General features: G+C 64.8%; 24 protein-coding genes. 12 read left to right on the top strand and 12 right to left on the bottom strand.

Annotation, left to right across the window (positions count from 1 at the left end; all coding sequences use genetic code 11):
• The first annotated feature begins 157 nt into the window (after positions 1-157).
• From ACSVHC_RS21215 to fdxA, 8 genes are all read left to right on the top strand, one after another.
• The gene (locus ACSVHC_RS21215) at positions 158-766 is read left to right on the top strand and encodes a helix-turn-helix domain-containing protein (protein ID WP_236810629.1); all 609 of its coding nucleotides are present in this window, start codon (positions 158-160) and stop codon (positions 764-766) included.
• Between the two features lie 228 nt (positions 767-994).
• Positions 995-2,377, top strand: coding sequence for an FAD-dependent oxidoreductase (locus ACSVHC_RS21210; protein ID WP_437770138.1), 1,383 nt, complete (start codon positions 995-997; stop codon positions 2,375-2,377).
• Complete coding sequence (locus ACSVHC_RS21205) at positions 2,374-3,633, top strand: CaiB/BaiF CoA transferase family protein (protein WP_437770139.1); 1,260 nt, start codon at positions 2,374-2,376, stop codon at positions 3,631-3,633. The genes ACSVHC_RS21210 and ACSVHC_RS21205 overlap by 4 nt, the downstream gene beginning before the upstream one ends.
• Entirely contained in the window at positions 3,630-4,442 is an 813-nt protein-coding gene (locus ACSVHC_RS21200) for an enoyl-CoA hydratase-related protein (protein WP_437770140.1), read from the top strand. The genes ACSVHC_RS21205 and ACSVHC_RS21200 overlap by 4 nt, the downstream gene beginning before the upstream one ends.
• Before the next feature lie 57 nt (positions 4,443-4,499).
• On the top strand, positions 4,500-5,432 hold the full coding sequence (locus tag ACSVHC_RS21195) for a dihydrodipicolinate synthase family protein (RefSeq protein ID WP_437770141.1): 933 nt from the start codon (positions 4,500-4,502) through the stop codon (positions 5,430-5,432).
• Complete coding sequence (locus ACSVHC_RS21190; protein WP_437770142.1) at positions 5,432-6,217, top strand: SDR family oxidoreductase; 786 nt, start codon at positions 5,432-5,434, stop codon at positions 6,215-6,217. Before ACSVHC_RS21195 ends, ACSVHC_RS21190 begins: the two co-directional genes overlap by 1 nt.
• 62 nt (positions 6,218-6,279) lie before the next feature.
• Complete coding sequence (locus ACSVHC_RS21185) at positions 6,280-7,755, top strand: aldehyde dehydrogenase family protein (RefSeq protein WP_437770143.1); 1,476 nt, start codon at positions 6,280-6,282, stop codon at positions 7,753-7,755.
• Between the two features lie 6 nt (positions 7,756-7,761).
• A complete protein-coding gene (fdxA, locus tag ACSVHC_RS21180) occupies positions 7,762-8,079 on the top strand; it encodes a ferredoxin (RefSeq protein ID WP_437770144.1) in 318 nt (105 codons plus the stop codon).
• A gap of 2 nt (positions 8,080-8,081) precedes the next feature.
• On the opposite strand, the gene ACSVHC_RS21175 is transcribed toward fdxA, so the two are convergent.
• The 5 genes from ACSVHC_RS21175 to ACSVHC_RS21155 form a co-directional block, all read right to left on the bottom strand.
• Positions 8,082-8,393 (bottom strand): hypothetical protein, encoded by a 312-nt coding sequence (locus ACSVHC_RS21175; RefSeq protein WP_437770145.1) that lies wholly within the window; start codon positions 8,391-8,393, stop codon positions 8,082-8,084.
• 31 nt (positions 8,394-8,424) lie between these two features.
• Positions 8,425-9,432, bottom strand: a complete 1,008-nt coding sequence (locus tag ACSVHC_RS21170; RefSeq protein ID WP_437770146.1) for an isopenicillin N synthase family dioxygenase — start codon at positions 9,430-9,432, stop codon at positions 8,425-8,427.
• A 53-nt stretch (positions 9,433-9,485) separates the two neighbouring features.
• Positions 9,486-9,833: a VOC family protein gene (locus tag ACSVHC_RS21165; RefSeq protein ID WP_437770147.1), complete on the bottom strand. Its 348-nt coding sequence runs from the start codon at positions 9,831-9,833 to the stop codon at positions 9,486-9,488.
• 75 nt (positions 9,834-9,908) lie between these two features.
• Positions 9,909-10,205, bottom strand: a complete 297-nt coding sequence (locus ACSVHC_RS21160; RefSeq protein WP_437770148.1) for a hypothetical protein — start codon at positions 10,203-10,205, stop codon at positions 9,909-9,911.
• A 102-nt stretch (positions 10,206-10,307) separates the two neighbouring features.
• Positions 10,308-10,700: a nuclear transport factor 2 family protein gene (locus ACSVHC_RS21155; RefSeq protein WP_437770149.1), complete on the bottom strand. Its 393-nt coding sequence runs from the start codon at positions 10,698-10,700 to the stop codon at positions 10,308-10,310.
• Positions 10,701-10,875: 175 nt separating this feature from the next.
• Between ACSVHC_RS21155 and ACSVHC_RS21150 the strand changes: the two genes are divergently transcribed.
• From ACSVHC_RS21150 to ACSVHC_RS21140, 3 genes are all read left to right on the top strand, one after another.
• A complete protein-coding gene (locus ACSVHC_RS21150; RefSeq protein WP_437770150.1) occupies positions 10,876-11,727 on the top strand; it encodes an alpha/beta hydrolase in 852 nt (283 codons plus the stop codon).
• A 58-nt stretch (positions 11,728-11,785) separates the two neighbouring features.
• Positions 11,786-12,469 (top strand): hypothetical protein, encoded by a 684-nt coding sequence (locus ACSVHC_RS21145; protein ID WP_437770151.1) that lies wholly within the window; start codon positions 11,786-11,788, stop codon positions 12,467-12,469.
• Between the two features lie 392 nt (positions 12,470-12,861).
• Positions 12,862-13,314: an Hsp20/alpha crystallin family protein gene (locus ACSVHC_RS21140; RefSeq protein ID WP_437770152.1), complete on the top strand. Its 453-nt coding sequence runs from the start codon at positions 12,862-12,864 to the stop codon at positions 13,312-13,314.
• Positions 13,315-13,333: 19 nt separating this feature from the next.
• Here ACSVHC_RS21140 and ACSVHC_RS21135 read toward each other — a convergent pair whose 3' ends face one another.
• Positions 13,334-14,812, bottom strand: a complete 1,479-nt coding sequence (locus ACSVHC_RS21135; protein ID WP_437770153.1) for an MFS transporter — start codon at positions 14,810-14,812, stop codon at positions 13,334-13,336.
• A gap of 123 nt (positions 14,813-14,935) precedes the next feature.
• On the opposite strand from ACSVHC_RS21135, the gene ACSVHC_RS21130 reads away from it, so the two are divergent.
• Positions 14,936-15,163, top strand: a complete 228-nt coding sequence (locus ACSVHC_RS21130) for a hypothetical protein (RefSeq protein ID WP_437770154.1) — start codon at positions 14,936-14,938, stop codon at positions 15,161-15,163.
• Between the two features lie 24 nt (positions 15,164-15,187).
• Here the strand turns inward: ACSVHC_RS21130 and ACSVHC_RS21125 are convergent, their stop codons facing one another.
• The 6 genes from ACSVHC_RS21125 to ACSVHC_RS21100 form a co-directional block, all read right to left on the bottom strand.
• Entirely contained in the window at positions 15,188-15,598 is a 411-nt protein-coding gene (locus ACSVHC_RS21125) for a hypothetical protein (RefSeq protein ID WP_437770155.1), read from the bottom strand.
• Between the two features lie 88 nt (positions 15,599-15,686).
• A complete protein-coding gene (locus tag ACSVHC_RS21120) occupies positions 15,687-17,159 on the bottom strand; it encodes a rhamnulokinase (protein ID WP_437770156.1) in 1,473 nt (490 codons plus the stop codon).
• Positions 17,156-19,195, bottom strand: a complete 2,040-nt coding sequence (locus ACSVHC_RS21115; RefSeq protein ID WP_437770157.1) for a bifunctional aldolase/short-chain dehydrogenase — start codon at positions 19,193-19,195, stop codon at positions 17,156-17,158. Before ACSVHC_RS21115 ends, ACSVHC_RS21120 begins: the two co-directional genes overlap by 4 nt.
• Positions 19,196-19,199: 4 nt before the next feature.
• Positions 19,200-20,366: an L-rhamnose isomerase gene (rhaI, locus tag ACSVHC_RS21110; RefSeq protein ID WP_437770158.1), complete on the bottom strand. Its 1,167-nt coding sequence runs from the start codon at positions 20,364-20,366 to the stop codon at positions 19,200-19,202.
• Entirely contained in the window at positions 20,363-20,746 is a 384-nt protein-coding gene (locus tag ACSVHC_RS21105; RefSeq protein ID WP_437770159.1) for an L-rhamnose mutarotase, read from the bottom strand. The genes rhaI and ACSVHC_RS21105 overlap by 4 nt, the downstream gene beginning before the upstream one ends.
• A complete protein-coding gene (locus ACSVHC_RS21100; RefSeq protein WP_437770160.1) occupies positions 20,743-22,191 on the bottom strand; it encodes an arabinose isomerase in 1,449 nt (482 codons plus the stop codon). The genes ACSVHC_RS21105 and ACSVHC_RS21100 overlap by 4 nt, the downstream gene beginning before the upstream one ends.
• Positions 22,192-22,258: the final 67 nt, after the last annotated feature.

Here is a 22,258-nt window from a genome sequence, read left to right as displayed (position 1 = left end):
TTGATAAATAGCCCTCGCCGCGCCGCGAGCAGTGAGGAGTCCGCCGCCGCAGGACGCCGCTCAGTTCGGGCGGAGAAGAAAATTTCACCAAACCATTGATTCGCTAAAATTTTTCACTATAGTTATGTGAGTCAGCTCACCGAGAGAAAGCTGGATCATGACCAACGAGATCATCACGGCATCCTCACCGGCCGGCACGAGCGCGCTTCTGGCAACTGTCGGCAACAAGGTCCGCACGATGCGCAAGGACAAGGGGATGACCCTGTCCAAACTCTCGGAAATCACCGGTCTCAGCCCGGCGATCGTCAGCCAGATCGAACGTGGGCTGGCCAATCCATCATTCACCACTTTGGCACAGCTGGCCCACGGCCTGGACATTCCCGTCGGGAAATTCTTCATCGGTCAGGAAGAGACCAGATCGCCGGTTGTCCGCAAGGCCGAACGGCGAAACCTCAAAGGCGTCACCAAGAAGTCCGTGGGCGAGGCCGTTTACGAGCTCCTGACCCCGGACCTCAACGGCGCCTTGGAGGCCCAATGGATCGTGAGCCCGCCAGGCCACGACACCAGCGCCACTCCTTTCCGCCACAGCGGCGAGGAATTCGGGATCATCCTCTCGGGAAGGAAAGACATCTTCCTGGACGGCCAGTGCTACACGCTTGAGGCGGGCGATTCGATCACTTTCTCGTCGGATACGCCTCACTGGTACAAAAACAGCTACGAAGAGGTATGCGTAGCAATATGGGTCAACGCCCCTCACGTGTGGTGATCACCCGGCGCTAGCCGCCGCCTGCTCCCATACACGCACGGACCCTTGGACGTCCGTTCGCAAAAATCTCTATTTCCGTGTCCAGGTCCCGCGGGACCTCTACTCGTCATGCCCTCCGCCCGGGCCTGGTTCGCTGCGTGCATCGCCGCGAACTCCTCCCGGGCACCTCGTCTACACCCCGGCAACCGTTCCAACGGCATGCCCGCCGGGAAGTAAGGATCCTCCTCCATGAACTCCTTTGCCAGCACATCGTCACTGGAACTCAGTACGACGACGGCGGATCTCACCGCGCCCGTCATCTCCCGCTCCGCCGTCCTCGTGGTCGGCGGTGGGCCCGCCGGCGTGGCCGCCGCGGTCACCGCAGCACGTTCCGGCGCATCCGTCACGCTCCTGGAGCGCTACTCCTCGCTCGGCGGACTCGCCTCCGGAGGCATGGTCCTGGTGCTCGACGACATGATCAACGGCCAGGAAATCACGGTCACTGGCATCGTTTCGGAGTACGTCGAACGGCTGCAGAAGCTCGGCCTTGCGGTTGTCCCGCCCGCCGATGACCGCAAGACCTCCGAGGAACTCTGGAACAAGTGGGGCCGCTACGGCACCTTCGACTTCCACTCACACACGAACCCCAAGCCGATTTGCTACGCCGCTGCCTTCGACCCCGACGGCTGGAAGCGGGTCTCCAACGACCTCGTCCGCGAAGCCGGAGTCAACCTCCGCCTGCACTCCTGGTTCTCCCGCCCGATCGTGGACAACGGCGTCATCAAGGGTGTCATTTGCGAGACCAAGTCCGGCCCGCAGGCGTTCATGGCGGACATCGTCATCGACACGACCGGAGACATCGACGTCGCCTCCCGTGCCGGCGCCAGCCACATCAAGGACAGCTACCTCACCACGCTCGTTTTCCGCCTGGGCAACGTTGACACCGCTGCCGCCGAGGCTTTCGAGCAGGCCAACCCGAAGGAAGCCCGCGCCATCAACCGCACCATCAAGCGCCTCCTCGGCGGCGCCTGGGAACTGTGGTGGCTCAAGACACCCATCGACGGCGTCGTCTGGTGCAACGCTCCCCACATGACCGGATACGACGGCGTGGACCCAGCGGACATGACCGCCGCCGAGTTCGCCGCACGGGACCGGATCACCGAGGCCGTTGAGTACGTCCGCGCCCACCTGCCGGGCTTTGAGAACTGCTACATGCTGGACGTCGCCTCCCAAATGGGCGTAAGGCAAACCCGCCTGCTCGAGGGCGAATACGTCATGACGAAGGACGACGTCACCTCCCGCCGCCACTTCGCGGACACCGTGGCCCGCGGCCGCGATTACTACTACCCGTACCGCTCGCTGCTTCCCAAGGAAGTAGACCAACTGCTCGTCGCCGGGCGCCACTACTCGGCCACCCCGGAAGCACAGAAGATGTCCCGCGAGATCCCGCCCTGCATGGCCATGGGCCAGGCAGTCGGCGTCGCCGCGGCTCTGGCGGTCGAGAACGGTACCCTTGTCCGCGAGGTTTCCGCGCTGGACATCCAGCAGGGCATGCGCCGGCACGGTGCAGACCCGGGCGACGTCCCGTCGTCGAACGCTACCCTTGACAGCGAAGTGGCGGTGGGGGCATGAGCACCGACACCCTTCTCGATGAGTTTGAGGAAACCACGACGGCGGCGCCTGGCGCCGCTGCCAAGCCCAACGGCATCCCGCTCCCCCTCGACGGCACCAAGATCGTGGACTTCACCCAAGTGTTCATGGGACCGTCCTGCACCCAGCTGCTGGGCGACTACGGCGCGGACATCATCAAGGTGGAACGTCCGGGCGCCGGCGACATCTCGCGCAACTCGTTCCCGGACAAGGACGGCCAGGACAACCCCATTTTCCTGTCCATCAACCGGAACAAGCGAAGCGTTTCCGTGGACACCCGCACCGACGAGGGCAAGGCCGTCCTCCGCCGGGTCATGGCCGACGCCGACGTCGTCGTCAGCAACTTCCGTTCCGGCGTGATGGAGCGGATGGGCTTCGGCTATGAGGAACTGAAAGCCGCGAACCCGGGCATCATCTGGGCCTCCGGCACGGGCTTCGGCCCGGTTGGGCCGTACTCCCACAAGGGGGGCCAGGATGCGATCGCACAGGCGTACTCGGGCGTGATGTGGCGGCGCGAGTCCGACGACATGAAGCCGGCCATCTACCCCACCACGCTGTGCGACTACATCACCGGCATGCACCTCATGCAGGGCATCCTGCTGGCGTTGCGCACCCGGGAGACGTCCGGCGTCGGGCAAAAGGTCGAGGTGACCATGTACGACTCCATGCTGCACTTGCAGATGCAGGAGGCATGCATGCAGCTCAACCGCGGCTACGAAGTCAATTGGGGCGCCATGCCGCTGAGCGGCGTCTTTGAAACCACCGACGGCGCCGTCTGCATGGTAGGCGGTTTCACCCCCGACCCGCTCGCGCGGATTTCCGAAGCGCTGGGACTGGATGAAGACCTCACCCAGCGGCCGGAGTTCGCCAACCTTGAGCAGCAGTTCAAGCACAAGCCGGCCCTGCAGGCGATTTTCCGGGAGCGCATCGCCACGAACACCACCGAGTACTGGACCAACCAGTTGGAAAGCCAAGGCCTGCTCAACGCCCCCGTCCACACCCTGGAACAGGCCTTGGCCGATGCGCAGACCGAGGCCAACGGCATGATCGTCGAGGCCGAGCACCCGGGCGTCGGCACCGTGAAGATGCTCAACGCCCCCATTCGCTTGTCTGCTACCCCGCCTTCCATCCGGCGCGTGGCGCCGCGGCTCGGCGAGCACAACGTTGAGGTCCTCCTGGAGAACGGCTTCGACGCTGAAACCATCGAGCGCCTGCAGAAATTGGGAGTTCTCCGGTGACTGCTTCGATAGAAGAGAAGGCAATCGTGGACCAGGTCACGCTGGCCATCGAGAACCACGTGGCCACAGTGGTGATCGACCGCCAGCACGTGCTCAACGCGGTGGACGGGACTGCCCAGGCCAGGCTCAATGACATCTGGAACCAGATCGAAGCTGATCCTGCCGTGCGCGCCGTCGTCATCACCGGTGCCGGCACGCGGGCGTTCTGCGTCGGCGCGGACATGTCCGCCTCCGCCGTGGACAAGACCGGCCTGCAGTACTGGGCGGAGCTTGACCCCAACGGTTTCGGCGGACTGAGCCTGCGGACGAGCCTGGACATTCCGGTCATTGCCCGGGTGAACGGCTATGCGCTGGGCGGCGGCATGGAGATCGTGCTCGGCGCCGACATCGTCGTTGCCGCGGACACGGCCCGCTTCGGCCTCACCGAACCGCGGGTCGGGCGCCTGGCGCTCGACGGCGGCATCCATCAGCTGGTGCGCCGCGTCCCCTATACGCAAGCGATGGGCCTGCTCCTCACCGGCCGGAAGGCCGATGCTGCAGAGATGCAGTCGATGGGCCTCGTCAACGAAGTTGTTCCGGCTGGGGAGCTCGACGCCGCGGTGCAGCGCTGGGTCGACCAGATCCTCGCCTGCGCGCCGAGCTCCGTCCGGGCCGTCAAACAAATGGTCAGCAGGACGAGCCACTTGAGCGCCGCGGAAGCCCGCGGCCTCAGGCTGCCGGCCCTCATGGCCGCCCTCGACAGCGAAGACTCCGCCGAAGGCGTACGCGCTTTCCAGGAAAAGCGCCCGCCTGTGTGGCCGGGCCGCTGAATGCAGCACGAACAGATGCAAGACCCCGAACTTCAGCACGTAAGGAAGGACAATCCAATGCGGGAAGCACTACCACCCGGAGTGTGGGGCGTCGTCGCCACGCCATTCCAGGCCAGCACCCTCGATCTGGACACCGACAGCCTGGCCCAGTTGGTGGAGCACTATGAATCCATCGGCGCCACAGGGCTGACTGTCCTGGGTGTCTTCGGCGAGGCCGCCGCCCTGACCGCAGCGGAGCGCAGCCTGGCGCTGGAAGTTGTCGTCGAAGAAACCCGATTGCCCCTCGTGGTCGGTGTGACCTCGCTCTTCACGGGCACGGCTGTCGAAGAAATCCGCGCTGCCCAGGCCGTGGCGGGAAACCGGATCGCGGCAGTCATGGTGCAGGCAAATTCGGCACGCCCGGAAGTGGTGATCGCGCACCTGAACGCCATCCACCAATCCACCGGCGCCAAAGTTGTCCTGCAGGACTACCCGGTGGCCAGCGGTGTCAGCATCAGCACGGAAGCGCTCATTTACGTGGTCCAGGCGTGCAAGTTCGTTATCGCAGTCAAGGCTGAGGCCCCGCCCACCAGTGTGGCCATCGCCCAACTGGCGGCCGCCGTCGAGGTCTCCGTGTTCGGTGGGCTGGGCGGTCAGGGGCTCCTCGACGAGCTGGTGGCCGGCGCTGCCGGCGCCATGACGGGGTTCTCCTACCCGGAAGCCCTCGTGGCCTGCGTCCGCGCCTGGCAGTCGGGTGGCTACGACGCCGCCCGGGACGCATTGCTCCCGTACATGCCACTCATCAACTTCGAGCAGCAGGCCCGGATCGCCCTGGCGGTCCGGAAGGAGTGCTTCCGTGAACGGGGCCTCATCAAGGACTCCGGCGTCCGCCCGCCCGCGGCTCCTTTCCCGGAGGTCCTCAGGAACGGAATGCTGACGCATCTGGCAGAAGCAGCCCGCGCTTTGGATCTCTCGCTCGCCCCCACCGCCCACACAGCAGGAAGGCTCTGATGGACTTCGGAATCAGTGGAAAGACCGCATTCGTCGCCGCCTCCACGGGAGGGCTGGGACTGGCTGTCGCCCGCGGCCTCGCGGCCGAAGGCGTCCGGGTTGCCATCACCGGCCGCCGGGGCGAGCTGGCCGAGAAGATCGCGGCGGAGCTGGAGGCAGACGGCCACAGCGCCGTGGCTGTTGAAGCGGACCTCAGTACCGCGGACGGAGTGACCGCCGCCGTCGAACGCGCCGTGGAACTTCTCGGTCCCATCGACATCCTCGTCCTCAACGGCCCCGGCCCCAAGCCCGGGGCAGCCGCGAGCCTTGGCGCCGACGACATCGCGGCGGCGTTCGAGTTGCTCGTGAAGCCGCACCACGCCCTTGTCTCGAGGATCCTTCCGGGGATGCGGGAGCGGCGCTGGGGACGGATCCTGGCCATCGGATCCAGCGGAATTGTGGCACCCCTGCCCAACCTCGCCGTCTCCAACACAGGCCGCGCAGCATTGGCCGGGTACCTCAAGACGCTTGCGGCGGAAGTGGCCCTCGACGCCGTCACAGTCAACATGATCTTGCCCGGACGCATCGCCACCGATCGCGTCGCCGAACTGGACCGGGCGGCGGCCAAACGCCGCGGCACCACGCCTGAGGAGATCCAACTCGAATCCCGCAAGACCATTCCAGCCCGACGGTACGGCGAACCGGAGGAGTTCGGTGCCGCCGGCGCGTTCCTCTGCAGTGCCCCGGCTTCCTACATCACCGGCGTCGCGCTTCGCTGTGACGGAGGCCTGATCCGGAGCCTCTAGGCGCCGATCTCCGCCCGAACAGCCCTAATGCCCAATCCCAACCGCTAAGCCAAAGGATTACCATGACTTCCACCGCTACCGAATCCGCAACCTCCACCCGCAAGGATGTTGCCGCAGCGCAGCACCTGATTAACGGCGAATGGATCGGAGACCCAGAAATCCAGCGGATCAACCCGGCCCGCCCGGAGGAACTCGCTGCCCTCTCCCCGCGAGGCACCGCCGATGACGTCGACGCGGCCATCACCGCCGCTGCCGCCGCCCAGCCGGCTTGGGCAGCCCTGCCCGCCCCTGCCCGCGGCGCCATCCTCATGACCGCCGGCAACCTCCTCCTCGAGCGCCAAAGCGCGATCGCCGAGGACCTTGTCCGCGAGGAAGGCAAAACCCTCGTCGAAGCCAAGGGAGAGGTCAAGCGCGCCTCGGACGTCCTGCGCTTCTTCGGCTCCCTCGGCTGGGCCGCCACCGGCGAAGTACTTCCCAGCGGCCTCCCGGACACCACCATCACCACCCGGCGCGAGCCGCTCGGCGTCGTCGGGCTCATCACCCCCTGGAACTTCCCCATCGCCATCCCGGCATGGAAGGCCGCCCCCGCACTCATCAGCGGCAACGCCGTCGTCATCAAGCCGGCCGAACTCACCCCGCTCTCCGCGACGCACCTTGCCCGCGCCCTGCAGGACGCCGGGCTTCCCGCCGGAGTATTCAACGTGGTCCACGGCAAGGGCCGCGTGGTCGGAGACGCTTTGGCACGTGATACCCGCATCGCAGGGCTGTCCTTCACCGGATCCACCAAAGTGGGGCTCGGACTCCAGGAAATCCTGAATGCCCGCCGCGCCCGCGTCCAGCTCGAAATGGGCGGCAAGAACGGCGTCCTGGTGCTCGACGACGCCGATCCGCAGAAGGCCTCCGCGGTAGTCGCAGCCGGCGCGTTCGGGCTCACGGGCCAGGCGTGCACGGCAACGTCCCGGGTCTACGTCACCCCGGGCATCCGGGACGCGTTCCTCGAAGCCCTTGTTGTGGAGGCCGCGGGCTACACCGCCGGTGACGGGCTCGACGGCGCCAAGATGGGCGCTGTGGTGAGCAGCCAGCAGTTCGAACAGGACCAAGCAGCGGTGCGCACCGCCGTCGAACGCGGCGCCACCCTCCTTCACGGAGAGTACGACGGCGACCCCTCCGGCGCTCTGCTCTTCCCAGCCGCTGTCCTCACTGACATTGCCTTTGACGATGCCGCCGTGACGGAGGAAATCTTCGGTCCGGTGGTCGCAGTCCTGGGGGTGCCCGATTACGAGGCCGGCCTCGCCGCGATCAACGGCTCCCGCTACGGCCTCACCGCAGGCATCTGCACCGATTCCTTGGCCTTGGCCACGGACTTCGCCGCGCGGGCGCAGGCCGGAGTGATCAAGGTGAACCGTCCCACGGCGGGTCTGGATTTGAACGTGCCGTTCGGTGGCGTGAAGGACTCCTCCACGAACACCTTCCGGGAGCAGGGCAAGTCCGCACTGGACTTCTTCACTTGGGGCAAGACCGTTTACACGGGTGTATAGCGCGTCATGACCTACGTGATCGCGCAGCCCTGCGTGGACGTCAAGGACAAAGCCTGCATCGATGAATGCCCGGTGGACTGCATCTACGAAGGCGAACGCTCGCTCTACATCCACCCGTCCGAATGTGTGGACTGCGGCGCCTGCGATCCCGTGTGCCCGGTCGAGGCGATCTACTTCTCGGACGACGTTCCGGATGAGTGGGCAGATTATGTCCGGGCCAACGTCGAGTTCTTCGAGGAACTCGGATCCCCACAAGGAGGATCGGCACTGGGGAACCTCGGCCGGGACCACCCCGTGGTTGCAGCGGCACGAGTCGCGGGCTGATGTTAAGCGGCCAGCGTGGCCTGGATCGCCTGTCGAAGCGATTCCAGGCTGGGCAGGCCGGAGAGGCCACCAGCCCTACGGTAGACGCGACACGTCATGGCCGGCTCTGTCGCAGAGGGGAAGAGGTCAATTCCGTCCACCGTGAATGTCGGGGATCCGTGGAATCCGGATGCTTCGGCCTCTTCGTCGCTTGTGATCTCCCTGGCCGCAATCAAGGCCGGGTCCTTCCCTTCCAGTTCAACGGCCCGGGAGAACAGTTCCCGGGCCGCGGTGCCATGGGGACAGTCCTGTATGGTGAGCAATTCGAAATCCATGACCCCATTATCCGGCACCGTACTGTCAGGCTCACAGCAGGTCGGCATGATGCTCTGCGACGACGTTCGGGTGGGCCCGAAGCCGGTAGCGGAGGGCGTTGTCCCCGTAGGTTTCCAAAATCGGACTGTTCGTCGGGTCAACCGACAAGCCGCGGGCTTTTGCCTGGAACTCCGGGCTTACGGCAAGCTGCGGCATGGTCGCGTCAAGTGCAGGATTGTAGAAGAACGGAAGGGAAATCCGGTCCGTGCCTCGAAGCGGTGAGATGACCCGGTGCAGGGTCGCCTTGAGGTAGCCGTTGGTGGCCAGTTCCAGCATTTCGCCGATATTGACCACGAAAGTCCCCGGCACTTGGGGCGCGTCGATCCACTTCCCTTGATACTCGACCTGGAGACCGCCCTTTCCTGGCTCAACCAAGAGGAGTGTCAGCACACCTCCATCACGGTGGGACCCCACGCCCTGCTTGGGTTCCGGGTTCGACTCCCCCGGATATCTCACGATCTTGAGGACAGGGAAAGCCCGTGCGGCGAATGCCGCATCAAAAGTGTCCTCGGGCGCTCCGAGGGAAACTGCCAGGGCCCGCAACAGGGTCAGCGAGATAGTACTTAGCCGTTCGGTCCATTCCGAGACAATCTCCCGCATTTCCGGCAGCGCATCGGGCCACAGGTTGGGCCCCTCGAGGCGCCAATATTCCGCGACACCGGGACCCGGCTCAACAGTGTCACGTTCGACGCCGATGTCGATCTGCTCGCGCCAGTCGATCCCGCCGTCCGTGAGCTCGCCGCCAACGCGGGTGTAGCCGCGGAACTGGGGGCTGCGGACGTTCTCGATCGCGAGTTTTTCCTCCTCGGGCAGCTCGAAAAAGCGGCGCGACACGTCGAGAATGGCGTCCGTCAACTCCTTCGGGATGCCGTGGCCGGCCAGATACAGGAAGCCAACCTCATGCATGGCATCGCGCAGTTCGTCACGGAATCGGGAGGCCTCCTCCGGCCCTGCATCCAGACGGGAGAAGTCGATTACGGGCAATGTATCGAGTGTCAATGCACTTGTCCTTTTCATCGAGTGGTGCAAGTGTGCGGATGATCCCCGTCGCCTCAGCCCTCCCGTTTGGGATGCCACACACCGAAACGGTTGCCGTGCGGGTCCAGGAGGTGCGCGAACTCTATCGCGCCGTTGTCGACGAACGGGATGGCTACGCTCGCACCGAGTGACTCGGCCCTGGCGATCGCGGCCTTCACATCGTCGACTTGCACGTAGAAGATCGCCCACGACGTTTCCTCGAGCGATGACGTGTCCCACAGCCCGCCCTTGTCGCCATTCACCATCTGGTAGCTGGCAGGCGAGGACGCACCGAAAGTCCAGTCGAAAAGCGAGCTGTAGAAGGCCCGCGCGCTCTCGGGATCGGGAGAACCGACTTCGAAGTAGTTCACTATCGAGGCCACGACTGTTTCCTTTCCACTTCCGCCGCGAATGGACGGAGGCCGCCCGCGAGACCTGGGGGCGGCCTTTTCGAATAGTTAGGGCATGACCTTGTACAGATCGACGACGGTCTCTTCCGGGGGCGACTCGAATCCGCCCTCGATGCCCGCCTGCATGCGGGGCATGAGAATGCCGTCGCGGAAGTTCTCCCAACTTTCCTTCGATTCGTGGACGGCCATGATCGTCCAACCGCCGGCCGAGGGGCCTGCGGCATGGAAAGTCTGACCGTCGGGCAGCAGCCCCTCTCCTGGGTGGACAGCGGCAATTGACGCCTCGTATTGGTCCTTCGTGCCTCCTGGGAAGAAGTGCACAACTCCATAGGGTGCGGCTTCCATCTCTGCTCCTTGCTGGTGTGGACGGGTATGGACATGCCAAGCAATAGACCCCGCTACCCAGGATGTCAATGGGTTTTCAGGGCCGGGATCCGAAACCGATATTCAGGTCCAGAATTCGTCTGCCTTGGCTGTGTCCTCGAAGAATTCCCGGCCCTCTACAACCTTTCCGTCGCGGAGAACGAAGGAGATGGCGGTTGCGATGTCCAGGGTCTTTCCGTCGCTTTCGGCGCGGCTTTGCTGGAGCCCGATGGTGTGGTTTTCTCCACCCACGATGTCTTGGACCGCCGCTTGGAAGGTACCTTGGGAACGCGCTCCCAGTTCGCCGAAATAGGCCAGGATGGCGTCTCTTCCTTGCTTCGTGCCGGAGAGTACGCCATTTCCAGCTGCGTACCAGACTGCGTCCTCCGCGAACAACTCGCTGAGTGCCGCCAAATCACCCGTGTTAAAGGCCTCGTATCCACGCCGGACCAATTCAGCGTTTTCTGTAGCTCCCATGTCGCATACCTCTCCGTCATCCTCGTCGGTCAATGGGACGGCTTAAGGCTATTCCCGGGCAGGGTGCCTGTCGATGGGGAAAGCCTTGGATTCGGGTGCCACGCGATGGACCGACAACGGCAATTCAGTGGCAAGCTGGACCACAAAGGGCCGCAGCGATAAAGAGGGTAAAGCCGTGATTGAGACCGCTGAAGCCGTTCTTCACGACGGCACGACGATCCCCATAACCTTGCACGGAAGCGGACGCGCCCTTCTGCTCCCGGCCCGCTTCGCCCCCTATCCGCCGGAGGAAGCAGCAACGATGCGCCGCTGGGGCGCTGATCCGGACCTGGGCTCCAAGCTGGTGAACGGACTCGCGCGATCCCACCGCGTCGTCGTCGCCGATTATGAAAACCACCGGATGGCACACCCTGCACCGGACACCCTTACTCCAGGGAATGTCACGGCTGATCTCCTTGCCATCGCCGACGCCGCTGAGGCCGGCAGCTTCGCCTACTACGGCTACTCCTGGCTAGCACTCTGCGGCCTGCAACTCGCAATCCGCACTGACCGGCTTTGGGCATTGGTGATGGGCGGATTCCCACCCCTGGATGGGCCCTACGCGAGCATGTTGGCGGTGACCCGGGCAGCACATTCGATGTCCGGACAATCCGCCGACCTGGTTCCTTCGCCGACCACTGACGTTGAGCCTGGAGACTGGGATTCGGTGCCCGTTCAAACGAACGAAGCCCAGACCCGTCAATTCGTGACCCTCTACGAGGCCCTTCAAGGCTTCGACGATTCCTCCGCCGAAGTCCCGCCGGGCTTGCCTCGCCTCGCCTTCGCGGGGGCGGAAGACCGGATCGACTACGGCCCTGCATGGGGCAACGTTCACGTAAAGATCGGCGAGCCCCTGACGACACACCAACAAGCCCTCATTGACGCCGGTTGGGATGTCCGGGTGCTCGCTGGCCTCGACCACATCGGAGCGATGCATAGCTCCGTCGTCTTGCCCATCCTGACGGACTGGCTCCGGAAGGTCGGCTAGGCCTGCTTGCTTTGACGAGGCTCTTGAGACACGTCCGGGCCGGTGGGACGATGAAGCCGTGAATCCCTTCCTCGAATTTGTCGGCCACTACTGGTGGCTGGTCTTCCCGCTGAGCGGATTGGCCGGCGGTTGGGCGCGGTCCTGGTCCAGGGCCAGTGAGCGGCGGCACCGCCGTCGGGTGGAGCTCTATCAGCTCAAGAACCGCGCGGCGGAATCGGAGCACGCTAGCCAGGCAGAGGTGGTGCGGCTGCAAGAGGCCCACGACGCCGTGAACCGGCGATGGCTCGAATACGAACTCGACGTCGGAAAACTCATCGATTTTCCGGTCATGTCGGATGTCCGCGAACCGCTCACGGTGGCGTTTCTTCGGGCCAAGCGGGAGGCTGACGGTCTGCGTCCGGCAACTCCGGGAGAAATCACGACGGCGGCCCGGCTGGCCGAGTATCGCGCGGCCGTCCGGAGCTTCGAGCTGGCGTTCGATGTGGCAGAGCGGGAAGCCAAGCGCATCAAGGACGGCAACTTCACTGAACCCGAGCGCCAGCGGCTGGCGACCGCCAGGAAGCTGCTCAGGATCGCTTCTGACAGTGCAGCGACGCCGGCAGAGAGGCAGACGGCCTATAAGCGTGCCCGACGCGAATTGGATGGGCTGATTGTCCTGCCCGACGCGACCATCGCGGCCTTGGAAGAGAAGATCGAGGGAATGCTCGACGCCCCAAAGGCTCCGGACTTCCATCAAAGCTGAGAGGAACCGATCTCAGTGTTTGACACGACGAATGATCACGTACCTGTGATGCTTCCGATGCCGGGTCTTGGTACGACGTGGAGTCAGTCCCAGCGGGGGCAACCCAAGCGCTTTCCGCCTGGCTGACAAGCGAATATTTGCGTAGATCAGAAATAGGAAGAAGCCCAGTGCCGGGATGAGCAGCACCAATATCCACGGTAAATTGCCCACGGCACGCCTCCTACGCTCAGTCTCCGGCCCGGCGTAACTGACGTCAAGAGTGCGATATTCGGTAGTGGCTACCCGACTCCTCTGAGACCAAGGGCTATCCACGGGACCATGCTAGGCGTAGCTTTCTTCTCATCCCGGCACGCCTAACTTGGCCCGCAGCCGGTACCTACCAGGAGGTCATCATGGACAACCTATTCGGACGCGGCGGACTCGGAGTACCGGAGCCGCTCCGACGCTTCCTTCAAGGCGAATCCGACCCTTCGCTCCGCATCGAGCAATACCAAGAGGGGGACACGCTGGTCGTCAGAGTGGATCTGCCGGGAATCGACCCCGAGACCGACGTCGACATCAGCATTGCCGACGACACCCTGCATATCGAGGCGCGGCGCGAGGAGGATGCCGAACACGTTGACAAGAAGGGCTACCGCACCGAGCTCCGCTACGGCGAACGGACCCGCAGCATTCCGCTGCCCCGCGGAGTGAGCCAGGACGGCATCGTCGCCACGTACGAGGACGGCGTCCTCGAAATCCGTCTCCAGCTCCCCGAACAGTCAGAGCCGCAGACCACGAAAATCCGGGTGGTCCGAACGGGTGGTCGAGAGGCCAATCAGTCTCCGGAGGACCCGGGCAACTAGCCCGACCGAGGACGCGAGCCTAAGGGCCCCCTCCGTTTGGGCGCCGCACTTTTTGGAGCCGCGGGGCTGGCCGCTTGCCCTGCGGAGCAGTAGCCTCAAGGGGCGTGACGGGCATCGCGAGGACAGCGACGACGGTGAGCGCGGCGCTCACGAGCACCGCGAGAAATACCGCCGCAGAAGCGAATACCACCGATTGCGGATTCTTAGCGCCACCGGGGCTGCCGGCGTAGATCGCATTTGCCACGGCGCCGAAAACGGCTACTCCAAGCGAACTGCCAATGGATCGCGCGAAGAGGTTGGTGCCCGTCACCACTCCTCGTTCGTGCCATTCGACACTGGACTGGGCCGCGATCAGGCTCGGGGTTGCCAGAAGCCCAAGTCCGAGCCCGGCAACGAAGCAACTCCCTGCGACGAGCAGGATGTTCGGTGTGTAGGCCGTCACGGCGAGGGCCGCCGAGCCGATAAGGGTAACGGTGATTCCGATCAGGGCTGTTGCCCGAAAGCCGATCCGAAGGTAAAAGCGGCCCGACTGCGAAGCGCTGATCGGCCAGCCGATCGTCAGGGCCGCCAGGGACAGGCCCGCAGCCAATGGCGACACCGAAAGCGCCCCTTGAAGGAAGGTCGGAACGTACGAGGTGAGGCCAAGTACGACTGCCCCGGCTCCAAAGGAGATCAGTGCGGTCGTGCCGAGAAGACGCCTCGAAACGACCCACGGCGGAAGGACAGGTTCAGCTGCCCGTCGCTCGACCAGGACGAAGGCAACAAGCAAAACTGCGCCAATGGCGAATACTGCGATGCTGATCGGAGAGTCCCAGGCCCAGGCCTGGCCGCCTTCCAAGGCACCGAGGATGCCCAAGGTCAACGTGACCGTGAGAAGGGCGGCTCCAAGATAATCGACGCGGTGCTTTACCCGCTCGATGTTCTCCTGGAACCTTTGAACCAGCATCCACGCAGCCACGATGCACAGCGGAATGTTGACGAGGAAGATTCCGCGCCAAACTCCAAGCGACGAGAACACCCCGCCCAGAGTTGGGCCCACAACAGACGACGTTGCCCACACGCTGGCGAGGTAGCCTTGCACCTTCGCGCGCTCGGCGAGGGTGTAGATATCGCCGGCGATGGTAATGGCCACAGGCAGGACCGCGCCGGCACCCAGTCCCTGCACCACGCGGAAGGCGATGAGCGCAGGCATGCTCCACGCAAGCCCGCAAAGGATGGATCCGAGAAGGAAGAGTCCGATGCCAGTGAGAATGATTGGCTTCCGACCCGCCATATCGGAGAGTTTCGCGTAGACCGGGACCGAGACGGCCTGCGCGAGCAGGTAGGCGGAGAAGAGCCAAGGGAACGAGGCGAACCCGCCGATTTCATGAACGATCGAAGGCACAGCGGTCGCCACGATGGTTGCATCGATCGCGACAAGGCCGCTCGAGAGCATCAGGGCTATGAGTATCGGGCCCCGTTTGGAACGGAAGCCGACCCCGTCACTTTGAGTTGCCATGTCCGGCCCTGTCTTTCCCCTATGCCCCGGCGTATCCTAATTACGTTTCCGGCACCGGCTTTGGCCGGCATTCTTCTCTGCATCCATCATTTATCCCTGCACCCACTCAGTTAGGCGCCATCCATGGAGATGAACATCAGGGACCACTGGGACATGCTCAGCCCCGAAACACGACATTGGCTAACCGACAACCCCGGATGCGTGGTCCTGCCGCGAACCATCGCGGAAATAATCCACCAGGAAACCGGGATCACCCCGGATGCCGACCGGCACAGCCAGGTCAGCCTCTCCCCTGAGGATCTGAAATTCATACTGGCCAAAGCTGAAGAAAATACGGTCCGGCCGACGTAATCGATGCCTGGGCAGTCGAGCGCGTCAGTCCTCGCCGTCCTCATCCGCTGGGTCCGGTGGACTGGCTGCCTCACGTAGTGGTCCCACTGCTCCGTCCGCGCCGTAGTCGCCTTCGGCGTACTGGCCGATTTCCGATTCCGCTGTGCGCCCTGGAACGGCTCCCGCCTCTCCGAGGTCTGCTTTTGCGTAGCGCCCGGATTCCTTGGCTTTCTTACCCAACGGTTCGGGCAAGCCGCCTTGACTGCCGGCTGCGCCGTAGTCGCCTTCGCTGTATTGGCCTTCTTCGTCCTCGGACTGCCGACCGGGCTCCGTTCCGCTCTTGCCGTAGTCTCCCTCGACGTACCGGCCCCGGAGGTCCGGTTCCTCGGGAAGTCCGTTTTCCTCCCCGCCTTTCTCCTCTTCAGTGGGTTCTTCGACGCCGCTGCTGTCGGTCATGATCTTGCCTTTCCCGCAACGAACCTTGCGTCTCTTCGGCGCCCCTTAAGTTTATCGACGGGCTTTGCGGGGCAACAGGGCGTCAGCCCTACGGACTCTGAAGTACCAGTTTCGGCTCGTAGCTTTCAAGCTGGACGCTGGCCCTTACAAGTGCCCGGAGTTCGGACAGGCCTCCCGTAACCACTCCGGCCGCCCGCGCCTGGACCAGTACGTTTCCGAGCGCCGTGGCTTCCACGGGACCGGCCACAACCGTCTTGCCGGCGGCATCTGCGGTGAGCTGGCAGAGCAGCCTGTTCTGCGAGCCCCCACCCACGATGTGGACCACGGACGTCTGCTTGCCGGACAGTCCTTCGGCCCGTGCCAGGGTCCTGGCGTAGGCGGCCGCGAGGCTGTCCAGGATGCAGCGCACGACGGCGGCCGGCCGGTCCGGGAGGACGGCACCGCCGGCGCGGACCGCGGATCTGATGCGTTCGGGCATGTTGTCCGGGGCGATGAACGCAGGATCGTCGGCATTGATCTGCGGGCCGCCGCCGGGAAGTGCCGCCGCGGACTCCAGGAGCGCGGCTAGCTCCTGCCGGTGCCCTTCGGCGGCCCAGGTGCGTTGGCATTCGCTGAGCAACCACAGGCCGCCCACGTTGCGCAGATACCTGATGGTGCCGTCGACGCCCCGCTCGTTGGTGAAGTTGGCCAATCGGCTTGTTTCATTCAGGACCGGGCTGTCCAGCTCAACGCCCACGAGGGACCAGGTGCCGGAGGAAATGTAGGCGAAGTCTTCTTGCTGCGCGGGAACGGCTGCCACTGCCGAGGCGGTGTCGTGCGATCCCACGGCAACCACGGCCGTCTCCGCTCCGAGGCCCGTCCGGGCTGCGACGTCCGGCAGCAGCGTGCCTATGGTCTCGCCCGGCTGGATGATGGCCGGGAACAGGTTCTTTGGCAGGCCGAGTGCCTTGAAGAATTCTGTGGCCCACTCCCCCGTGACGGCGTCAAAAAGCCCGGTGGTGGAAGCATTCGTGGCCTCGGTACGGCGTTGCCCTGTGAGCTTGAACGCGATCAAGTCCGGGATAAGCAACGCCTGGACGCCGTGCAGTTCACGTTCGGTGGCGAGCTGGTAGAGCGTATTGAACTGCAGGAACTGCAGCCCGGTGGTGGCATAGAGCCGCGCCGGGTCCAGTACCTTGTGGACGTCCGCAACGGCCGTTCGGGCGCGCTCGTCGCGGTAGCTGAACGGCTGGGTCCGCAGGGCACCGGAGGCATCCACGAGTCCGTAGTCCACTGCCCACGTGTCGATGCCGATGCTGGCAATCCGCTCCCCGCTCGCGGCGGCCGTTTCCGCGGCCGCCGCAAGTCCCGTGAGCACCTCATCGAACAGGGCGTGGAAGTCCCAGTGGAGTCCGCCGTCGAGCTCTACGACGCCGTTGGGGAAACGGTGCACTGTTTCGAGCGAGACTGATTTTCCGGACGCAGCCCGCCCGCCGGTGACCCGGCCGAGCATGACGCGGCCCGAGGACGCTCCGATATCGACCGCGGCGAAAACGCCGCGGGCACTGGATTGTCCGCTCATCGGAGGAAGGCTGCTGCGACGCCCGCGTCCACCGGGATGTGCAGGCCGGTGGTGTGGGAGAGTTCGTTGCTGGTGAGGACGGCGGCCGCGTTGGCCACGTGCTCGGGCAGGACTTCGCGCTTGAGCAGGGTGCGCTGGGCGTAGTACTTGCCCAGTTCCTGCTCGTCGACGCCGTAGACGGCGGCGCGCTTGGCGCCCCAGCCTCCGGCGAAGATCCCGGAGCCGCGGACCACGCCGTCGGGGTTGATGCCGTTGACGCGGATGCCGTACTCGCCCAGTTCAGCGGCCAGCAGGCGTACCTGGTGGGCTTGGTCTGCCTTGGTGGCGGAGTAGGCGATGTTGTTCGGGCCGGCGAACACCGAGTTCTTCGAAGAAATGTAGACGATGTCCCCGCCCATGCCCTGGTCGATCATGACCTTCGCCGCGGCCTTCGAGACCAGGAACGAGCCCTTGGCCATGACGTTGTGCTGCAGGTCCCAATCCTTCTCCGTGGTTTCCAGCAGGGGCTTGGAGATCGACAGGCCTGCGTTGTTCACCACCAGGTCCAGGCCGCCGAAGGCCAGGACGGCTTCCTGGACGGCCGCGGCGATCTGGGTTTCGTCGGTGACGTCTGCCTGCACGCCGAGGGCGACGTCCGGACCGCCGAGTTCGGCCGCGACGGCCTGCGCGTTGTCCAGGTTGAGGTCCGCGATGACCACGCAGGCGCCTTCCGCGGCGAGGCGCGTCGCGATCGCCTTGCCGATGCCCGACGCCGCCCCAGTCACGAGCGCGATGCGCGTGGCGTGCGACTTGGGCTTGGGCATCCGGGCGAGCTTGGCTTCCTCAAGGGCCCAGTATTCGATCCGGAACTTCTCGGATTCCTCAATCGGGGCGTAGGAGGAGATGGCCTCGGCGCCGCGCATCACGTTGATCGCGTTCAGGTAGAACTCCCCGGCGACCCGTGCAGTCTGCTTGTCCTTGCCGTAGGAGAACATGCCCACGCCGGGGACCAGGACGATGGCCGGATCCGCGCCGCGCAGGGCCGGCGAATCGGCGTCGGCGTGGCGGTCGTAGTAGGCCTGGTAATCCTCCCGGTACGCGGCATGCAGTTCCTTGAGGCGCGCGGTGCTCTCCTGGATGCCGGCGCCGGCGGGCAGGTCCAGGACGAGGGGCTTGACCTTGGTGCGCAGGAAGTGGTCCGGGCAGGACGTGCCCAGCGCCCCGAGGCGCGGGTGCCCGTCGCCTTCGAGGAACTCCAGGACACGCGGATCGTCGCTGAAGTGGCCCACCTGCGGCTTGTCGGCCGAGGCGAGGCCGCGGATGACGGGAGCCAACGCGGCCGCTTTGGCCCGTCGCTCGGCTTCCGGAAGCGCGGCGTAGCCGGGGAGCTTGCCGCCGAACGGCTCGGCCTTGCCGTTCTCCGCGATGTAGCGTTCGGCCTGCTCGATGATCCAGAGGGAGTTGGCCTCGGCTTCCCCGCTCGTAGCGCCCCAGGCGGTGATGCCATGGCCGCCCAGGATGGTGCCGATGGCCTGCGGGTTGGCTTCCTTGACCGCGGCAATGTCCAGTCCCAGCTGGAAGCCCGGGCGGCGCCAGGGAACCCACACGACCTTCTCGCCGAAGACCTTGGAGGTCAGCGCTTCGCCGTCCACTGCCGTCGCGATCGCGATGCCGGAGTCCGGGTGCAGGTGGTCCACGTGCGCGGCGTCCACGAGCCCGTGCATCGCGGTATCGATCGACGGCGCGGCGCCGCCCTTGCCGTGCAGGCAGTAATCGAAGGCGGCCACCATGTCATCTTCGCGCGCGACGCCGGGGTAAACGGCCTTGAGTGCCTGCAGCCGGTCCAGCCGCAGCACGGCCAGGTTTTCTGCCTTCAGCGTGCCCAGATCGCCGCCGGAACCCTTGACCCACAACAGCTCGACGTCCTCGCCGGTGACGGGGTCCTTTTCCGTGCCCTTCGCGGACGTGTTTCCGCCGGCGAAGTTGGTGTTCCGCTTGTCCGCGCCCAGGCGGTTGGAACGGCCGATCAATTCTTCAACAGTCTTGTTGTTGCTCATGTTCCTAAGCGCCCCATCCGGCTTGCTGGCCGCCCACGCGGTCCTCGTTGATCTTCTTCTGGTAGCCGCTTGCCCTGAACGCCGTCATCGGATCAGCAGGCAGGCCGCGCGATTCGCGCCACTCGGCCAGGACCGGCCGGACATCCGTGTAGAAGGCATCGTTGAAGATGCCGTTTGCGGCCAGGACATCGCCTTCGCGCTGCGCCTCGGCCAGCGCGTCCATGTCGATGAGCAGGGCACGGGCCGTCATTTCCTGAACGTTGAGCACCGAGCGGATCTGGCCCGGGATCTTCTCCTCCAGGTTGTGGCACTGGTCCAACATCAGGGCGACGCCCGAATCCTTTCCGAAGCCGCCGCCGCGGATGACCTCATGCATGATGCGGAACAACTGGAAAGGATCCGCGGCGCCGACGATCAGGTCGTCGTCGGCATAGAAGCGCGAGTTGAAGTCGAAGGATCCGAGCTTGCCCAGGCGCAACAACTGCATGACGATGAACTCGATGTTCGTGCCCGGGGCATGGTGGCCCGTGTCCAGGCACACGAAGGCCTTCTCCCCCAGGGCCAGCGTCTGGGCGTAGGAGGTACCCCAGTCCGGAACGTCGGTGTGGTAAAAAGCAGGCTCGAAGAACTTGTACTCCAGGACCAGGCGCTGGCCTTCGCCGAGGCCCGCGTAGATTTCCTGCAACGATTCCGCCAAACGGTCCTGCCGGCCGCGCAGGTCGTCCTGTCCCGGATAGTTGGTGCCGTCCGCCAGCCAGACCTTCAGGTCCCGGGAGCCCGTGGCATGCATGATCTCGATGCACTCCAGGTGATGATCGATCGCCCGCCGGCGCACGGCTGCGTCGGAGGACGTCAGGGAACCGTATTTGTATTCGTCGTCCTGGAACGTATTGGAGTTGATGGTCCCCAGCCCGACGCCGAGGTCCGCCGCGTACTCGCGGAGCGCGGAATAATCATCCACCTTGTCCCACGGGATATGCAGTGCCACGGTCGGCGCAAGGCCCGTCAGCTCGTGGACTTTCGCGGCGTCGGCCAGCTTCTCCTGGATGGTCCGCGGGGTGCCGGGCGTGCCGAACACCTTGAATCGCGTGCCCGAGTTGCCGTAGGCCCACGAGGGAACCTCGATGGCCAGTTCCCCGAGGCGGCCCAGGGCCGTTTCCGTGGTGTTCATGATTGTTCCTTCTGCGGTTGATGGTTGTCCTCTGAGGCGCTGGCCGCGGACAATTGGTCCTCGAGATTGAAGATTTCGGTGAGTTGGACGAATCCCTGATCCGGTGCCCCGTCGAGGTCTTCGAAGAAGCGGGACATTTCGGCCTGCCAGCGGGAGTTGACGTCCCTGACTGCCATCCTGGATTGGGCTTCCGGCAGGTTGTCGGTTTCGAAGTAGCCGATCAGCAGCCCGTCAGCGCGGAGGAAGAGCGAGTAATTGTCCCAGCCGGAGGACTTCAGTGCCTGGAGCATCTCCGGCCAGACCGCGGCGTGGCGGCGCGTGTATTCCGGGATGAGTCCGGGTTTGAGCTGGAGCTGGAAGCAGACACGCTGGGTGCTCATGGCAGCACGACCTGCCGGTGTGCGATGCCCAGCAGGGACGCTGCTGCCTTGATGTCCGCAGCGCGGTGTCCGACGCAGAGGGCCCAGTGGTGGCCGATGCCTGTTTGGCTCCACTCGTCGACCCAGACTCCTGGGTCTCCGCCGAAGTCCACGCGGGAGGTCGTGTTGCCGATCGCCAGTAGCGGTCCGGGCACTACTTCGCCTTCGGAGGTGATGAACACGAAGCTGCCATCGGGGTCCTGACCGAGGCCGAACGTAGTGACCGGTCCGTGCCGCACATCGAATTCAACCGAGACGCCCCAGCCGCGTTTGCCGTGGTAGACGCCCAGTCCGCGCAGCAACGGGTCCCGCGCCGAGACAGCCAGGTGCGCCGGCCCGTCGTGGCCCATTTCGACAACGTTATCGAAGAAGTTCAGTGCCTGGATCTCGGTGAAGGACCCGCCTGCGCCGATCGCCTGCGCGGCCAGCATGGCGATGGACGTCCGCAGCTCGAATTCTCCTGCCATCGGGATCCCCCGGGCCGTGAGGATGGAGGAGCCCAGAATCATTCCGGCCCCCAGCCGTTCGTGCTGTTCTCCGGCAAGTCCGCGGTGGTAGTACGCCACGGAGTCAAGATCGAAGTCCTGCACCAGACGGTCCAGGCCCACCGAGACTTTGGCGCCCCACGCAAAGTCGTCGTCGTTCACGGAGTCGTCCAGCACAAATAGCTCGCGGGCCAATTCGAGCCGTTCCGCTACTTCTGACTCTGTCACCGCGTTCACGCGTTCACGCAGGTCATCGAATTCAAGCACCTCCACATGGGAGCCGAAAGTGGTCGAGACGGTGGTCAGATCGGTGGCGACGTCCAGCATTCCCGGGTAGAGGTGGCCCATGAGTCCGTGGCGGGCGTTACGCAGCCGGGCGCGCACGCCGGCGGCGTGGACCCACTGGGTGATCCGCTCCCAGGCGGATTCCTGCTTAAGGTGCCCGGAAACGGAGCGGAAGTCGATTCCGGCGCGCCGGAAGACGTTGGCGACCTCGGGCACCGGGCATTGGCCGCAGTAGGCCAGCCACTTGCCCGTATCGAAGTTCGCGTGGTCCATCGCCTCGGTGGGCTGCAGGTCGATCACCAGTACGGGGGTCTTGGCCCGTTGGGCTATCGGCAGCACCATGGACGATGTCAGGTAGGTGGTCAGGAAGATGACGATCAGATCGCAGTCAGCCCTACGCAGCTTCTCGCCGGCCGCAGCCGCTTCCTGAGCGTCGGAGATGAAGCCGGTGTCGATGACTTCGGCGTCGAGTCCCTGGAAACGACCGGTGACGTAACGGACGGACTCCTGCAGCTGCGGCAGCAGTTCCGGAAACTGGGGCCAGTAGGCGCCCAGCCCACCGGAGACCAATCCGATGCGGGTGGAGCGACGCCGGTGCAGCCGCAGCAGCCGCGCGGCCGATTGTTTCTGGTTCATTTTGGGGGCCTTCCGGAATGAAAGAGGGAACTCTGGGGCTCCGTAACGGTGGGGCGGAAAAGAGGAC

Source organism: Arthrobacter sp. KNU-44 (assembly GCF_051843155.1).
Lineage (GTDB): Bacteria > Actinomycetota > Actinomycetes > Actinomycetales > Micrococcaceae > Arthrobacter.
The sequence above is the reverse complement of the archived record's forward strand: the minus strand, read 5'-3'. Positions and strand labels throughout refer to the sequence as shown.

What these genes read in the sequence shown, in the direction of transcription:
- ACSVHC_RS21210 (WP_437770138.1), top strand. Translation starts at nt 995, where the DNA reads ATGAACTCCTTTGCCAGCACATCGTCACTGGAACTCAGTACGACGACG.
- ACSVHC_RS21140 (WP_437770152.1), top strand. Translation starts at nt 12,862, where the DNA reads ATGGACAACCTATTCGGACGCGGCGGACTCGGAGTACCGGAGCCGCTC.
- ACSVHC_RS21215 (WP_236810629.1), top strand. Translation starts at nt 158, where the DNA reads ATGACCAACGAGATCATCACGGCATCCTCACCGGCCGGCACGAGCGCG.
- ACSVHC_RS21130 (WP_437770154.1), top strand. Translation starts at nt 14,936, where the DNA reads ATGGAGATGAACATCAGGGACCACTGGGACATGCTCAGCCCCGAAACA.
- ACSVHC_RS21125 (WP_437770155.1), bottom strand. Translation starts at nt 15,598, where the DNA reads ATGACCGACAGCAGCGGCGTCGAAGAACCCACTGAAGAGGAGAAAGGC.
- ACSVHC_RS21175 (WP_437770145.1), bottom strand. Translation starts at nt 8,393, where the DNA reads ATGGATTTCGAATTGCTCACCATACAGGACTGTCCCCATGGCACCGCG.
- ACSVHC_RS21195 (WP_437770141.1), top strand. Translation starts at nt 4,500, where the DNA reads ATGCGGGAAGCACTACCACCCGGAGTGTGGGGCGTCGTCGCCACGCCA.
- rhaI (WP_437770158.1), bottom strand. Translation starts at nt 20,366, where the DNA reads ATGAACACCACGGAAACGGCCCTGGGCCGCCTCGGGGAACTGGCCATC.
- ACSVHC_RS21105 (WP_437770159.1), bottom strand. Translation starts at nt 20,746, where the DNA reads ATGAGCACCCAGCGTGTCTGCTTCCAGCTCCAGCTCAAACCCGGACTC.
- ACSVHC_RS21100 (WP_437770160.1), bottom strand. Translation starts at nt 22,191, where the DNA reads ATGAACCAGAAACAATCGGCCGCGCGGCTGCTGCGGCTGCACCGGCGT.
- ACSVHC_RS21135 (WP_437770153.1), bottom strand. Translation starts at nt 14,812, where the DNA reads ATGGCAACTCAAAGTGACGGGGTCGGCTTCCGTTCCAAACGGGGCCCG.
- ACSVHC_RS21185 (WP_437770143.1), top strand. Translation starts at nt 6,280, where the DNA reads ATGACTTCCACCGCTACCGAATCCGCAACCTCCACCCGCAAGGATGTT.
- ACSVHC_RS21120 (WP_437770156.1), bottom strand. Translation starts at nt 17,159, where the DNA reads ATGAGCGGACAATCCAGTGCCCGCGGCGTTTTCGCCGCGGTCGATATC.
- ACSVHC_RS21115 (WP_437770157.1), bottom strand. Translation starts at nt 19,195, where the DNA reads ATGAGCAACAACAAGACTGTTGAAGAATTGATCGGCCGTTCCAACCGC.
- ACSVHC_RS21155 (WP_437770149.1), bottom strand. Translation starts at nt 10,700, where the DNA reads ATGGGAGCTACAGAAAACGCTGAATTGGTCCGGCGTGGATACGAGGCC.
- fdxA (WP_437770144.1), top strand. Translation starts at nt 7,762, where the DNA reads ATGACCTACGTGATCGCGCAGCCCTGCGTGGACGTCAAGGACAAAGCC.
- ACSVHC_RS21160 (WP_437770148.1), bottom strand. Translation starts at nt 10,205, where the DNA reads ATGGAAGCCGCACCCTATGGAGTTGTGCACTTCTTCCCAGGAGGCACG.
- ACSVHC_RS21205 (WP_437770139.1), top strand. Translation starts at nt 2,374, where the DNA reads ATGAGCACCGACACCCTTCTCGATGAGTTTGAGGAAACCACGACGGCG.
- ACSVHC_RS21190 (WP_437770142.1), top strand. Translation starts at nt 5,432, where the DNA reads ATGGACTTCGGAATCAGTGGAAAGACCGCATTCGTCGCCGCCTCCACG.